The 15,266-nt window shown below is 42.0% G+C and carries 7 protein-coding genes; 5 read left to right on the forward strand and 2 right to left on the reverse strand.

The window, feature by feature from the left end; all coding sequences use genetic code 11:
- Positions 1-164: 164 nt before the first annotated feature.
- From EAL04_RS03315 to fusA, 4 genes are all read left to right on the forward strand, one after another.
- A complete protein-coding gene (locus EAL04_RS03315) occupies positions 165-8,837 on the forward strand; it encodes a DNA-directed RNA polymerase subunit beta/beta' (RefSeq protein ID WP_120973255.1) in 8,673 nt (2,890 codons plus the stop codon).
- 88 nt (positions 8,838-8,925) lie between these two features.
- On the forward strand, positions 8,926-9,333 hold the full coding sequence (gene rpsL / locus EAL04_RS03320) for a 30S ribosomal protein S12 (protein ID WP_001142321.1): 408 nt from the start codon (positions 8,926-8,928) through the stop codon (positions 9,331-9,333).
- A gap of 15 nt (positions 9,334-9,348) precedes the next feature.
- A complete protein-coding gene (gene rpsG / locus EAL04_RS03325; protein WP_001254357.1) occupies positions 9,349-9,816 on the forward strand; it encodes a 30S ribosomal protein S7 in 468 nt (155 codons plus the stop codon).
- Between the two features lie 11 nt (positions 9,817-9,827).
- Positions 9,828-11,906, forward strand: a complete 2,079-nt coding sequence (gene fusA, locus EAL04_RS03330) for an elongation factor G (protein WP_120973257.1) — start codon at positions 9,828-9,830, stop codon at positions 11,904-11,906.
- Between the two features lie 543 nt (positions 11,907-12,449).
- Here the strand turns inward: fusA and EAL04_RS03335 are convergent.
- Positions 12,450-13,439, reverse strand: coding sequence for an aldo/keto reductase (locus tag EAL04_RS03335; RefSeq protein ID WP_108253072.1), 990 nt, complete (start codon positions 13,437-13,439; stop codon positions 12,450-12,452).
- A 218-nt stretch (positions 13,440-13,657) separates the two neighbouring features.
- Between EAL04_RS03335 and EAL04_RS03340 the strand changes: the two genes are divergently transcribed.
- Positions 13,658-14,038 (forward strand): hypothetical protein, encoded by a 381-nt coding sequence (locus EAL04_RS03340; protein ID WP_001920034.1) that lies wholly within the window; start codon positions 13,658-13,660, stop codon positions 14,036-14,038.
- 133 nt (positions 14,039-14,171) lie between these two features.
- Here EAL04_RS03340 and waaF read toward each other — a convergent pair whose 3' ends face one another.
- On the reverse strand, positions 14,172-15,221 hold the full coding sequence (gene waaF / locus EAL04_RS03345) for a lipopolysaccharide heptosyltransferase II (RefSeq protein ID WP_120973259.1): 1,050 nt from the start codon (positions 15,219-15,221) through the stop codon (positions 14,172-14,174).
- Positions 15,222-15,266 lie beyond the last annotated feature (45 nt).

Consider the following 15,266-nt stretch of genomic DNA (forward strand, 5'->3'; position numbering starts at 1 on the left):
CTCCATGATTTTGTTTGTGAGCGTGTGGCCTAAAGTGGTTAGTATTGCAGGTGGGTTTTTGGTATTTTTATCATGGATGGTTCTAAAGTTTAAAGATCCTTTTGCAATGCTTACTTGAATTAATGCATTAAATAACTCAAAATTTTTGATCAAAGGCTTGAAATATGTCAAAAAAAATTCCCCTAAAAAACCGCTTGAGAGCTGATTTTACAAAAACCCCAACAGATTTAGAAGTCCCTAATTTATTATTATTACAACGAGACAGCTATGATTCTTTCTTGTATTCTAAAGAGGGTAAAGAGAGCGGGATTGAAAAGGTTTTTAAATCCATTTTCCCTATCCAAGATGAGCATAACCGCATCACTTTAGAATACGCGGGTTGCGAATTTGGCAAGTCTAAATACACCGTTAGAGAAGCGATGGAGAGGGGCATTACCTACTCTATCCCTCTCAAAATTAAAGTGCGCTTGATCTTGTGGGAAAAAGATACCAAAAGTGGCGAAAAGAACGGCATTAAGGATATTAAAGAACAAAGCATTTTCATTCGTGAGATCCCTTTGATGACAGAACGCACTTCATTTATTATCAATGGGGTGGAGCGCGTGGTCGTCAATCAGCTCCACAGAAGCCCCGGTGTGATTTTTAAAGAAGAGGAGTCTAGCACTTCTTTAAACAAGCTCATTTACACAGGGCAAATCATCCCTGATAGGGGTTCGTGGCTGTATTTTGAATACGATTCTAAAGATGTTTTATACGCTCGTATCAATAAACGCCGTAAAGTGCCTGTTACCATTTTATTCAGGGCAATGGATTATCAAAAACAAGACATCATCAAAATGTTCTACCCGCTTGTTAAAGTGCGTTATGAAAGTGATAAATATTTGATCCCGTTTGCTTCATTAGACGCCAATCAAAGAATGGAATTTGACTTGAAAGATCCTCAAGGCAAGATTATTCTTTTAGCAGGAAAAAAGCTCACTTCAAGAAAGATTAAAGAGCTTAAAGAAAACCATTTAGAATGGGTGGAATACCCTATGGATATTTTAATCAATCGTCATTTAGCTGAGCCTGTTATGGTGGGGAAAGAAGTCATATTGGACATGCTCACTCAGCTAGATAAAAACAGATTGGAAAAAATCCACGATTTAGGCGTGCAAGAATTTGTGATCATTAACGATCTAGCGTTAGGGCATGACGCTTCCATTATCCATTCTTTTTTGGCCGATTATGAGTCTTTGAAATTGCTCAAGCAAACTGAAAAGATTGATGATGAAAACGCTCTAGCGGCGATTCGTATCCATAAGGTTATGAAACCAGGCGATCCTGTTACGACTGAAGTGGCTAAGCAATTTGTCAAAAAACTTTTCTTTGACCCTGAACGCTATGATTTGACTATGGTGGGGCGCATGAAAATGAATCACAAGTTAGGCTTGCATGTGCCTGATTACATCACGACTTTAACGCATGAAGATATTATCACCACCGTTAAATATCTCATGAAAATCAAAAACAATCAGGGCAAGATTGATGACAGGGATCACTTAGGCAATCGTAGGATCAGAGCCGTTGGGGAATTATTGGCCAATGAATTGCATTCAGGCTTAGTGAAAATGCAAAAGACCATTAAAGACAAGCTCACTACCATGAGCGGGGCTTTTGATTCGCTCATGCCCCATGACTTGGTCAATTCTAAAATGATCACCAGCACCATCATGGAATTTTTCATGGGTGGCCAGCTCTCGCAATTCATGGATCAAACCAACCCCTTGAGTGAAGTTACGCACAAACGCCGCCTTTCAGCGCTCGGTGAAGGGGGGTTAGTCAAAGACAGGGTAGGGTTTGAAGCCAGGGATGTGCACCCAACGCATTATGGCCGAATTTGTCCCATTGAGACCCCAGAAGGTCAAAATATCGGTCTGATCAACACCCTTTCCACTTTCACGAGAGTGAATGATTTAGGCTTTATTGAAGCCCCTTATAAAAAGGTTGTGGATGGCAAGGTAGTGGGTGAGACGATTTATTTGACCGCTATTCAAGAAGACAGCCACATCATCGCTCCCGCAAGCACCCTTATTGATGAAGAGGGTAATATTTTGGGCGATTTGATTGAAACGCGCGTGGAAGGCGAAATCGTTTTAAACGAAAAAAGCAAAGTAACCTTAATGGATTTAAGCTCTAGCATGCTTGTAGGGGTCGCCGCATCGCTCATTCCTTTCTTAGAGCATGATGACGCCAACCGCGCCTTAATGGGGACTAACATGCAGCGCCAAGCCGTGCCTTTGTTAAGAAGCGACGCTCCCATTGTAGGCACAGGGATTGAAAAAATTATCGCTAGGGATTCTTGGGGAGCGATCAAAGCCAATCGTGCAGGCGTTGTAGAAAAAATTGATTCTAAAAACATTTACATTTTAGGCGAAGGCAAAGAAGAGGCCTATATTGATGCGTATTCTTTGCAAAAAAACTTACGCACCAACCAAAACACCAGTTTCAATCAAGTCCCTATCGTTAAAGTGGGCGATAAAGTGGAAGCCGGGCAAATCATCGCTGATGGTCCTAGCATGGACAGAGGCGAGTTAGCGTTAGGGAAAAATGTGCGCGTGGCGTTCATGCCTTGGAATGGCTACAATTTTGAAGACGCGATCGTGGTGAGTGAGCGCATCACTAAAGATGATATTTTCACTTCCACGCACATTTATGAAAAAGAAGTGGACGCTAGGGAGCTTAAGCATGGCGTGGAAGAATTTACCGCTGATATTCCTGATGTGAAAGAAGAAGCGCTCGCTCATCTTGATGAAAGCGGGATCGTTAAAGTCGGCACTTATGTGAGCGCTGGCATGATTTTAGTGGGCAAGACTTCTCCTAAAGGCGAGATTAAAAGCACGCCTGAAGAACGGCTCTTAAGGGCTATTTTTGGGGATAAAGCCGGGCATGTGGTCAATAAGAGTTTGTATTGCCCCCCCAGTTTGGAAGGCACGGTGATTGATGTAAAAGTCTTCACTAAAAAAGGCTATGAGAAGGATGCGCGGGTTTTGAGCGCGTATGAAGAAGAAAAAGCCAAGCTTGATATGGAGCATTTTGACCGCTTGACCATGCTCAATAGAGAAGAATTGTTGCGCGTTAGCTTGCTCCTTTCTCAAGCGATTTTAGAAGAGCCTTTTAGCCATAATGGTAAGGATTATAAAGAAGGCGATCAAATCCCTAAAGAAGAAATCGCTTCAATCAACCGCTTCACTTTGGCCAGTTTAGTCAAAAAGTATTCTAAAGAAGTGCAAAACCACTATGAAATCACTAAAAACAATTTCTTAGAGCAAAAGAAAGTTTTAGGCGAAGAGCATGAAGAAAAGCTCTCTATTTTAGAAAAAGATGATATTTTGCCTAATGGCGTGATCAAAAAAGTCAAGCTCTATATCGCTACAAAACGAAAGCTTAAAGTGGGCGATAAAATGGCAGGAAGGCATGGGAATAAAGGGATTGTGTCTAATATCGTGCCGGTTGCAGATATGCCTTATACCGCTGATGGCGAGCCTGTGGATATTGTCTTAAACCCTTTAGGCGTGCCAAGCCGCATGAACATCGGGCAGATTTTAGAAATGCATTTAGGCTTAGTGGGGAAAGAGTTTGGGAAACAAATCGCTAGCATGCTAGAGGATAAAACCAAAGATTTTGCCAAAGAATTGCGCGCTAAAATGCTAGAAATCGCTAACGCCATTAATGAAAAAGACCCCTTGACAATCCATGTTCTTGAGAATTGCTCTGATGAAGAGCTTTTGGAATACGCCAAAGATTGGAGCAAGGGCGTTAAGATGGCTATCCCTGTGTTTGAAGGCATCTCGCAAGAAAAATTTTACAAGCTGTTTGAATTAGCCAAGATCGCTATGGATGGCAAAATGGATCTGTATGATGGGCGCACAGGCGAAAAAATGAGGGAGCGCGTGAATGTGGGCTATATGTATATGATCAAGCTCCACCACTTAGTGGATGAAAAAGTCCATGCCAGAAGCACAGGCCCTTATAGCCTAGTAACGCACCAACCTGTTGGGGGTAAAGCGCTCTTTGGGGGTCAAAGGTTTGGGGAAATGGAAGTGTGGGCCTTGGAAGCTTATGGCGCAGCGCACACTCTAAAAGAAATGCTTACCATTAAATCCGATGATATTAGAGGCAGAGAGAACGCTTATAGGGCTATCGCTAAAGGTGAGCAAGTGGGCGAGAGTGAAATCCCTGAGACTTTCTATGTTTTGACTAAAGAATTGCAATCGCTCGCTTTAGATATTAATATTTTTGGGGACGATGTGGATGAGGATGGAGCGCCTAAACCCATTATGATCAAAGAAGATGACAGGCCTAAAGACTTTAGCTCTTTCCAGCTCACTCTAGCCAGCCCTGAAAAAATCCATTCTTGGAGCTATGGGGAAGTTAAAAAGCCAGAAACGATCAATTATCGCACCTTAAAACCCGAACGAGACGGCTTGTTTTGCATGAAAATCTTTGGTCCTACTAAAGATTATGAATGCTTGTGCGGTAAATACAAAAAGCCTCGCTTCAAAGACATTGGCACATGCGAAAAATGCGGCGTGGCGATCACGCACTCCAAAGTCAGGCGTTTTAGAATGGGGCATATTGAATTGGCCACTCCTGTAGCGCACATCTGGTATGTCAATTCCTTACCTAGCCGTATCGGCACGCTTTTAGGCGTTAAGATGAAAGATTTAGAGCGCGTGTTGTATTATGAAGCTTATATCGTTAAAGAACCAGGCGAAGCCGCTTATGACAATGAAGGCACTAAGCTTGTGATGAAATACGATATTTTGAATGAAGAGCAGTATCAAAATATCTCACGAAGATACGAAGACAGGGGCTTTGTAGCGCAAATGGGTGGTGAAGCGATCAAGGATTTGTTAGAAGAAATTGATTTGATCACCTTATTGCAGAGTTTGAAAGAAGAAGTGAAAGACACTAATTCGGATGCGAAAAAGAAAAAACTCATTAAGCGTTTGAAAGTGGTAGAAAGCTTTTTAAATTCCGGTAACAGGCCTGAATGGATGATGCTCACGGTTTTACCGGTATTGCCACCGGATTTAAGGCCTTTAGTCGCGCTAGATGGTGGGAAGTTTGCAGTCAGCGATGTGAATGAATTGTATCGTCGTGTCATCAATCGTAACCAACGCTTGAAACGCCTAATGGAGCTTGGGGCACCAGAAATCATTGTGCGCAATGAAAAAAGGATGTTGCAAGAAGCCGTGGATGTGCTTTTTGATAACGGCCGCAGCACCAATGCGGTTAAAGGGGCTAACAAACGCCCTTTAAAATCGCTCAGCGAGATCATTAAAGGCAAGCAAGGGCGTTTCAGGCAAAACCTTTTAGGTAAGCGCGTGGATTTTTCAGGCAGAAGCGTGATTGTGGTTGGGCCTAATCTTAAAATGGATGAATGCGGGTTGCCTAAAAACATGGCGTTAGAACTCTTCAAACCGCATCTGTTATCCAAGCTTGAAGAGAGAGGCTATGCCACCACGCTCAAACAAGCTAAACGCATGATTGAGCAAAAGAGCAATGAAGTGTGGGAGTGCTTGCAAGAAATCACAGAGGGGTATCCGGTGTTACTCAACCGCGCCCCTACCTTGCACAAGCAATCCATTCAAGCGTTCCATCCAAAGCTGATTGACGGCAAAGCGATCCAATTGCACCCGTTAGTGTGTTCAGCGTTCAACGCCGATTTTGACGGGGATCAAATGGCGGTGCATGTGCCTTTAAGCCAGGAAGCGATCGCTGAATGCAAGGTGCTCATGCTAAGCTCTATGAATATCCTTTTACCCGCTAGCGGTAAAGCCGTAGCCATTCCTAGCCAGGATATGGTTTTAGGGCTTTATTATCTTTCTTTAGAAAAGAGTGGGGTCAAGGGCGAGCATAAGCTTTTTTCTAGCGTGAATGAAATCATCACCGCCATTGACACGAAAGAATTAGACATCCACGCAAAGATTAGGGTTTTAGATCAAGGGAATATTATCGCTACGAGCGCAGGGCGTATGATCATCAAGTCCATTTTGCCTGATTTTATCCCTACGGATTTATGGAACAGACCCATGAAGAAAAAGGATATTGGCGTGCTTGTGGATTATGTGCATAAAGTCGGCGGTATCGGCATTACCGCGACCTTTTTGGATAATTTAAAAACGCTTGGCTTTAGGTATGCGACTAAGGCTGGTATTTCTATCTCTATGGAGGATATTATCACGCCAAAAGACAAGCAAAAAATGGTGGAAAAAGCCAAAGTAGAGGTTAAAAAAATCCAGCAACAATACGATCAAGGGTTGCTCACTGACCAAGAGCGTTATAATAAAATCATTGACACTTGGACTGAAGTCAATGACAGAATGAGTAAAGAAATGATGACCGCTATCGCACAAGATAAAGAGGGCTTTAACTCTATTTATATGATGGCGGATAGCGGCGCAAGGGGGAGCGCGGCGCAAATCCGTCAGCTTTCAGCGATGAGGGGTCTTATGACAAAGCCGGACGGCAGCATCATTGAAACGCCTATTATTTCTAACTTTAAAGAGGGGTTGAATGTCTTAGAATACTTTAACTCCACGCATGGCGCTAGAAAGGGCTTAGCAGATACAGCATTAAAAACCGCCAATGCGGGGTATTTGACAAGAAAACTCATTGACGTTTCGCAAAATGTCAAGGTGGTGTCTGATGATTGCGGCACGCATGAAGGGATTGAAATCACGGATATTGCGGTGGGGAGTGAGCTGATTGAGCCTTTAGAAGAGCGTATTTTTGGGCGCGTTTTATTAGAAGATGTGATCGATCCCATTACGAATGAAATCTTGCTTTATGCGGACACTTTGATTGATGAAGAGGGCGCTAAAAAGGTGGTTGAAGCCGGGATTAAATCCATTACAATCCGCACCCCAGTAACTTGTAAGGCGCCAAAGGGCGTGTGCGCGAAATGTTATGGCTTGAATTTAGGCGAAGGCAAGATGAGTTATCCAGGTGAGGCGGTGGGCGTGGTAGCCGCGCAATCTATTGGGGAGCCTGGAACGCAGCTCACCTTAAGGACTTTCCATGTGGGCGGGACAGCGAGCAGGAGTCAGGATGAGCGCGAAATTGTAGCGAGCAAAGAAGGTTTTGTGCGTTTTTATAATCTTAGGACTTACACGAACAAAGAGGGTAAAAACATTATCGCTAACCGCCGTAACGCTTCTATTTTAGTGGTAGAGCCTAAGATTAAAGCGCCTTTTGATGGGGAATTACGCATTGAAACGGTCTATGAAGAAGTCGTTGTGAGCGTGAAAAATGGCGAGCAAGAAGCTAAGTTCGTTTTAAGAAGAAGCGATATTGTCAAGCCGAGCGAATTAGCCGGCGTTGGCGGTAAGATTGAGGGGAAAGTGTATTTGCCTTATGCTAGCGGGCATAAGGTGCATAAGGGAGGAAGTATCGCTGATATTATCCAAGAGGGCTGGAATGTGCCTAATCGCATCCCTTACGCGAGCGAATTGCTAGTCAAGGATAATGACCCTATTGCGCAAGATGTGTATGCCAAAGAAAAAGGCGCAATCAAATACTATGTTTTAGAGGCTAACCATTTAGAGCGCACCCATGGGATCAAAAAGGGCGATATGGTGAGCGAAAAAGGCTTGTTTGCGGTGATAGCTGATGATAATGATAGGGAAGCCGCTCGCCATTATATCGCTAGGGGTTCTGAGATCTTGATTGATGATAATAGTGAAGTGAGCGCTAATAGCGTGATTTCTAAACCCACGACTAACACTTTCAAAACGATTGCCACATGGGATCCTTACAACACCCCTATCATTGCGGACTTTAAAGGTAAGGTGAGTTTTGTGGATATTATCGCAGGGGTTACAGTCGCTGAAAAAGAAGACGAAAATACCGGTATCACCAGTTTAGTGGTGAATGATTACATTCCAAGCGGATACAAACCAAGCTTGTTTTTAGAAGGGGCTAATGGCGAAGAGATGCATTATTTCCTAGAGCCAAAAACTTCTATCGCTATTAGCGATGGCTCTAGCGTGGAGCAAGCTGAAGTGTTAGCGAAAATCCCTAAAGCGACCGTTAAATCCAGGGATATTACTGGGGGTCTCCCAAGGGTTTCGGAATTGTTTGAAGCGAGAAAACCCAAGCCTAAAGATGTGGCGATCCTTTCTGAAGTGGATGGGATAGTGAGTTTTGGCAAACCCATTCGCAATAAAGAACACATCATCGTAACTTCTAAAGATGGCCGTTCCATGGATTATTTTGTGGATAAAGGCAAGCAAATTCTAGTGCATGCTGATGAATTTGTGCATGCGGGAGAGGCGATGACGGATGGAGTAGTTTCAAGCCATGATATTTTAAGGATCAGCGGCGAAAAAGAGCTTTATAAATACATTGTGAGCGAAGTCCAGCAAGTGTATCGCAGGCAGGGGGTAAGCATTGCGGACAAGCACATTGAAATCATTGTCTCTCAAATGCTAAGGCAAGTGCGCATTTTAGACAGCGGGGATAGCAAGTTTATTGAAGGGGATTTAGTCAGTAAAAAACTCTTCAAAGAAGAAAACGCTCGTGTGATCGCTTTAAAAGGCGAGCCGGCGATTGCTGAACCGGTGCTTTTAGGGATCACTAGAGCGGCTATTGGGAGCGATAGCATCATTTCAGCGGCCTCTTTCCAAGAAACGACTAAAGTTTTAACAGAAGCCAGTATCGCTATGAAAAAAGACTTTTTAGAAGACTTGAAAGAAAATGTGGTGTTGGGGAGGATGATCCCTGTGGGAACAGGCATGTATAAGAATAAAAAAATCGTGCTGAGAGCGCTTGAAGATGGCCCTAAATTTTGATATAAAAAATCGGTTAAGATTTTTAAAAGAAAAATTAGGGTAAAATGGGGGAACTTTTAGTTTTAAATTTTTAGAATAAGGAAAAATAGTGCCTACTATCAATCAGTTGATTAGAAAAGAAAGGAAAAAGGTGGTTAAAAAAACGAAATCACCTGCATTAGTGGAATGCCCTCAAAGGAGAGGGGTTTGTACTAGGGTTTATACGACTACCCCTAAAAAGCCTAACTCGGCTTTAAGAAAGGTCGCTAAGGTCCGTTTGACCAGTAAATTTGAAGTGATCAGTTACATCCCTGGTGAAGGGCATAACTTGCAAGAACACTCCATTGTGTTAGTGCGTGGGGGTAGGGTTAAGGATTTACCCGGTGTGAAATACCACATTGTTCGTGGCGCTTTAGACACTGCAGGGGTCAATAAAAGAACGGTTTCACGCTCTAAATATGGGACTAAAAAAGCTAAAGCAACCGACAAGAAAGCAACAGACAACAAGAAAAAATAAGAGGAAAACAAAAACATGAGAAGAAGAAAAGCACCCGTTAGGGAGGTTTTGGGCGATCCTGTTTATGGGAACAAAGTGGTTACCAAGTTTATCAACAAGATGATGTTCGACGGCAAGAAAAGCGTAGCGGAAAAAATCATCTACAAAGCTTTTAATAAGATTGAAGAAAAGAGCGGTGAAAAAGGGATTGAAGTGTTTGAAAAAGCCCTAGAAAGAGTGCGTCCTTTAGTGGAAGTGCGCAGCAGAAGAGTGGGTGGGGCTACCTATCAAGTGCCGGTAGAAGTGAGGGCAAGCCGCCAGCAGTCGCTATCTATCCGTTGGATTTTAGAAGCCACTAGAAAACGCAATGAAAGAATGATGGTGGATAGACTGGCTAACGAGCTTATGGATGCGGCTAGCGATAAGGGTGCGGCTTTTAAGAAAAAAGAAGATGTGCATAAAATGGCAGAAGCGAATAAAGCGTTCGCGCACTACCGCTGGTAATTGGAGTTAGAATGGCTAGAAAAACCCCATTAAATAGGATCAGGAATATTGGTATCGCTGCTCACATTGATGCCGGGAAAACCACCACTTCTGAAAGGATTTTATTCTATACAGGCGTGAGCCATAAGATTGGCGAAGTGCATGACGGTGCGGCGACAATGGATTGGATGGAGCAAGAAAAAGAAAGAGGGATCACTATCACTTCTGCGGCAACGACTTGTTTTTGGAAGGATCACCAAATCAATTTGATTGACACCCCAGGGCATGTGGATTTCACTATTGAAGTGGAACGATCCATGCGCGTGCTGGATGGTGCGGTTTCGGTGTTTTGCTCGGTGGGGGGCGTTCAGCCTCAAAGCGAGACCGTGTGGCGTCAAGCGAACAAATACGGCGTGCCTAGGATTGTTTTTGTCAATAAAATGGATAGGATTGGGGCGAATTTCTATAGTGTGGAAAACCAGATCAAACAACGCTTGAAAGCTAATCCTGTGCCTATTAATATCCCTATTGGGGCTGAAGACACTTTCATTGGCGTGATTGATTTAATCCAAATGAAAGCGATCGTTTGGAATAATGAAACCATGGGAGCCAAATACGATGTGGAAGAAATCCCTAGCGATTTGTTAGAAAAGGCTAAACAATACCGAGAAAAACTTGTAGAAGCCGTAGCTGAGCAAGATGAAGCCTTAATGGAAAAGTATTTAGGCGGTGAGGAATTAAGCGTTGAAGAGATCAAAAAAGGCATTAAAACAGGTTGTTTGAACATGAGCCTTGTCCCCATGCTTTGTGGTTCTTCTTTTAAAAATAAAGGCGTGCAGACTTTATTAGATGCGGTCATTGATTACTTGCCAGCGCCCACAGAGGTTGTGGATATTAAGGGGATTGATCCAAAGAGCGAAGAAGAAGTTTTTGTGAAATCCAGCGATGATGGCGAGTTTGCCGGCTTGGCGTTTAAAATCATGACGGATCCTTTTGTGGGCCAACTCACTTTTGTGCGCGTGTATCGCGGCAAGCTAGAGTCCGGTAGCTATGTGTATAACTCCACCAAAGACAAAAAAGAGCGCGTGGGAAGACTCCTTAAAATGCACTCCAACAAGAGAGAAGACATTAAAGAAGTTTATGCGGGTGAGATTTGCGCGTTTGTGGGCTTGAAAGACACGCTAACCGGGGACACGCTTTGCGATGAAAAGAATGCGGTAGTTTTAGAAAGGATGGAATTTCCTGAGCCGGTCATTCACATCGCTGTGGAGCCTAAAACGAAAGCAGACCAGGAAAAAATGGGTGTAGCGTTAGGCAAGCTCGCTGAAGAGGATCCAAGCTTTAGGGTGATGACTCAAGAAGAAACTGGGCAAACCCTCATTGGTGGCATGGGTGAATTGCATCTAGAAATCATCGTGGATAGATTGAAGAGAGAATTTAAGGTGGAAACTGAAATCGGTCAGTCGCAAGTCGCCTTTAGAGAGACTATCCGCTCAAGCGTGAGCAAAGAGCATAAATACGCTAAGCAAAGCGGTGGTCGTGGGCAATACGGGCATGTGTTTATCAAGCTTGAACCTAAAGAGCCTGGCAGTGGGTATGAATTTGTGAATGAAATTTCTGGGGGCGTGATCCCTAAAGAATATATCCCTGCGGTGGATAAGGGTATCCAAGAAGCGATGCAAAATGGCGTTTTGGCGGGCTATCCGGTGGTGGATTTTAAAGTTACCCTTTATGATGGGAGCTACCATGATGTGGATTCTTCGGAAATGGCGTTTAAAATCGCTGGATCTATGGCGTTTAAAGAAGCGAGTCGTGCGGCTAACCCGGTTTTATTAGAGCCTATGATGAAAGTGGAAGTGGAAGTCCCTGAAGAATACATGGGCGATGTGATTGGCGATTTAAACAGAAGAAGAGGGCAAATCAATTCTATGGACGATAGATTAGGCTTGAAAATCGTGAATGCTTTTGTGCCGTTGGTGGAAATGTTTGGCTATTCTACGGATTTGCGATCAGCGACTCAAGGGCGTGGGACTTACTCCATGGAGTTTGATCATTATGGCGAAGTGCCTAGCAATATCGCTAAGGAAATTGTAGAAAAACGCAAAGGTTGATTTTGTAATAACGCTCTCTTATTTTAGGGGGTGTTATAGGCGCTGTTTAAACTTTTTCTCTTTTGGGTTTAAAAAGACTTTTTGAGTGGGTTTATTCTCCCTTTTTATCTCTTTAGCTATCTTTTTTCATTTTTAGTTTGCCTATGAAATTGATTTTTGGCTCTCTTGTCAAATAGGGGTAACTAAAATTTTTTAATTTTTTAAAAATGGGGTTTTGGTTGCTTTATTTTATGGTAAAGTTCATTTTCTTAAGTTTATTTAAGACTTATTTTTTAAGGGATAGGGGGTATTTTGAAATAACTCTTACACTATAAGACCGCATTACAAGAAATTCCGCTTGACTAACAACAAGCTCTTTTGTATTCAATCTCAAAAAACGCTTTTTGGTATTTTTCAAATTTTTATAATCAATTTTTTATTAAAACAAAGCCTTGTTAAAACGCCTTAAAAAGTTTGTCAGGGGGATAAAAACACACTGACAAACAGAAAATAACGCTCAATCTCTTTTAAAAGAGCCAATTCAATTATAAATACCCAATACTTTTATCGATTCACCATTTCATTGATTCTTTCAGGGTAGCGGGCCCCTTCTATTTTGATTGCAGTCAATTCTTTTTGGAAAATCTCCAATTCTTTTTGACTCCAAGAAACCTGCAAAGCCCCTATATTTTCTATGAGCCTGGATTCTTTGGTGGTGCCAAAGAGAGGGACAATGATTTTTTGCGTGTGCAAAATCCATGAGAGAGCCAGTTGGGCTGGTGTAACGCCTTTAGCGTGTGCATGATCTTGGATTAATTCCACCAAGATATAATTTTTGGCTAGATTTTCTTGATTAAACCTAGGAGAAACGCTTCTAAAATCCTCACTAGCGAAGGTGGCATTTTTTTCAAATTTCGCGCCTAAAAACCCCTTACCCAAAGGCGAAAAAGCGACAAAGCCAATTTTTTCTTTTTCTAAAAAACCTAAAATCTCTTTTTCAGGTTCGCGCCACCACAAGGAATATTCGCTCTGCAACGCGCTTAAAGGGCAAATTTGATGGGCTTTTTGGATGCTAGATAACCCTGCCTCACTCATCCCCCAAGCTTTAATTTTTCCTTCTTTAATAAGAGCTTGCATAACTTCTGCCACTTCTTCTATGGGCGTGTTAGTATCCATGCGGTGTTGGTAGTATAAATCAATGCATTCTACTTTTAAGCGTTTCAAACTCCCTTCAATGGCGCTCTTAATGCGGTTAGGACTGGAGTCTAAAAACATGGTTGCGTATTTGTCATTAGGATCTGCGTAGTAAATCCCAAACTTGCTCGCTACCACAACCTTGTCTTTAAAAGGCTTGATCGCTTCGCCTAAAAGCTTTTCATTATCTTCCCCATAAGCCTCTGCAGTGTCAAAAAAGTTAATACCCAATTCCAAAGCCTTATGGATAAGTTTAACCATCTGCTTTTTATCATGGACTTCCCCATACCCATAAGTCATGCCCATGCACCCTAGAGCTAACGCACCCACTTTTAAAGGGCCTAAATGACGCTGTTGCATACAAACTCCTTGATTTCATATTGTTTTTTCAGTATAACCGAAGATCTTAATTTTTGTCAACTTTCTAAAACCAAAGATAATTTATCAAGTTTTTTGTATTGATAGTTTTTTTAAGGTAGCAAAACCACCAAACCAATCAAAAATTTGATTGGTTTCTATTCGTTTACTTTTGAGAAATATAATTCTCTCGCTTTTAAGATCATCACAAGGAGTTTCGTATGAAAAAGCAAATCTTGACAGGTGTTTTATTATCAGTTTTGGCAGTGAGTTCTGCATACGCTCACAAAGATAAAAAAGACGCTAAAAAACCTGAGTTAAGCTCTCAATTAGTGGCTCACAAAGATAAAAAAGACGCTAAAAAACCTGAGTTAAGCTCTCAATTAGTGGCTCACAAAGATAAAAAAGACGCTAAAAAACCTGAGTTAAGCTCTCAATTAGTGGCTCACAAAGATAAAAAAGACGCTAAAAAACCTGAGTTAAGCTCTCAATTAGTGGCTCACAAAGATAAAAAAGACGCTAAAAAACCTGAGTTAAGCTCTCAATTAGTGGCTCACAAAGATAAAAAAGACGCTAAAAAACCTAAAAACTCAGTGGTCTAATGGCTTTGTCTCCAAAGAAAGCGTTTTCAAAACGCTTTCTTTAAACTGCTTTATCAATTCTGCTTTTTAAATCTTTTATATACAGAGTTTTATCAATGTGGTTGCGTTTTTAAAAAAAGCCCATGGAGGGTGTTTAAGGCTTTTCTAAAAGAACGTGAGCGGCTTCTAAGACTTCAAGGGGCGTGATAGATTTCATGCACAAATGGTTTTTTTCATCCTTTAAAGGGCAAACTCGTTTCTTGCAAGGCGAACAGCTTAAATGGTGGTTCAACACAATCGTTTTTTGAGCTTTATAGGGGCGAGTCTCTTTTTCATCAGTGGGGCCAAAAAGAGCGATTAAGGGGGTTTTCGTGCTAGCAGCCACATGCATAGGGCCGCTATCGTTAGTGATGAATAAATCTAAAATTGCGATGCGTTGTATCAATTCTTCAATGCTTGTTTTCCCGCACAGATTGTAAGCGTTACGGGATAATAAGGGGTTTTTCAATAAGCTTTTAACGGATTTTAAAATCTCTTCAGAAACGATAGCGTCTTCTTTAGCCCCAAAAAAATAAATTTCATACCCTTTTTCCAACAAAGCAGCCGCAACTTCAGCGTAATAAGAAGCTGGCCATCTTTTAGCGCTCCCATAGCTTGCGCTAGGGTTAAAGCCAATTTTTTTAGGGGTGTTTGGGGTGTGAATGGGGAGGTCAAAGGCTAGTTTTAAGGGTAAAACGCTTTTTTGATCCAATTCTTTTTTTAAAAATTGCGAAAATAAAAAGCAATACTTTTCCACTTGATGATACTCTTTAGGGGCAGTAGTTACCGCATGGCTGAGAAACAAAGAACGAAAAAATTGAGCAAAACCGATGCGAACGGGCGTTTTTGTCGCATAAAGCAAAAAAGCGGAATAAAAATGGTTGTTTAAAGTGATCGCTATATCGCAACGCCCTATTTTTTGAGCGAGTTTGTGAGTGGCTAGCAGCCTGAAAAAGGATTTTTTGGTGTCATCTATAAAAACGGCTTCTATTTTTTCATCTTTTTTGAAAAGTTCGCAAGTGATTTGTGGACCCACTAAGATAAAATGCACGTTAGGGTAGTGGTGTTTAAGGGTGTAAAAAAGCGAGCTTGCCATCACCCCATCGCCTAACCAATTAGGCAAACGCAATAAAATACGCATGCGTTTGGGTGCATTTACGCTCATCAATAGCCCTTTTTTAAAGATTTTAAGCTAAAATTTTAGCATACA

It is taken from the genome of Helicobacter pylori (assembly GCF_003638305.1).
GTDB lineage: Bacteria > Campylobacterota > Campylobacteria > Campylobacterales > Helicobacteraceae > Helicobacter > Helicobacter pylori_DJ.

Bases quoted from the DNA above. Each gene is read 5' to 3' on its own strand.
- waaF (WP_120973259.1), bottom strand. From the start codon at position 15,221: ATGAGCGTAAATGCACCCAAACGCATGCGTATTTTATTGCGTTTGCCT.
- rpsG (WP_001254357.1), top strand. From the start codon at position 9,349: ATGAGAAGAAGAAAAGCACCCGTTAGGGAGGTTTTGGGCGATCCTGTT.
- EAL04_RS03340 (WP_001920034.1), top strand. From the start codon at position 13,658: ATGAAAAAGCAAATCTTGACAGGTGTTTTATTATCAGTTTTGGCAGTG.
- EAL04_RS03315 (WP_120973255.1), top strand. From the start codon at position 165: ATGTCAAAAAAAATTCCCCTAAAAAACCGCTTGAGAGCTGATTTTACA.
- fusA (WP_120973257.1), top strand. From the start codon at position 9,828: ATGGCTAGAAAAACCCCATTAAATAGGATCAGGAATATTGGTATCGCT.
- EAL04_RS03335 (WP_108253072.1), bottom strand. From the start codon at position 13,439: ATGCAACAGCGTCATTTAGGCCCTTTAAAAGTGGGTGCGTTAGCTCTA.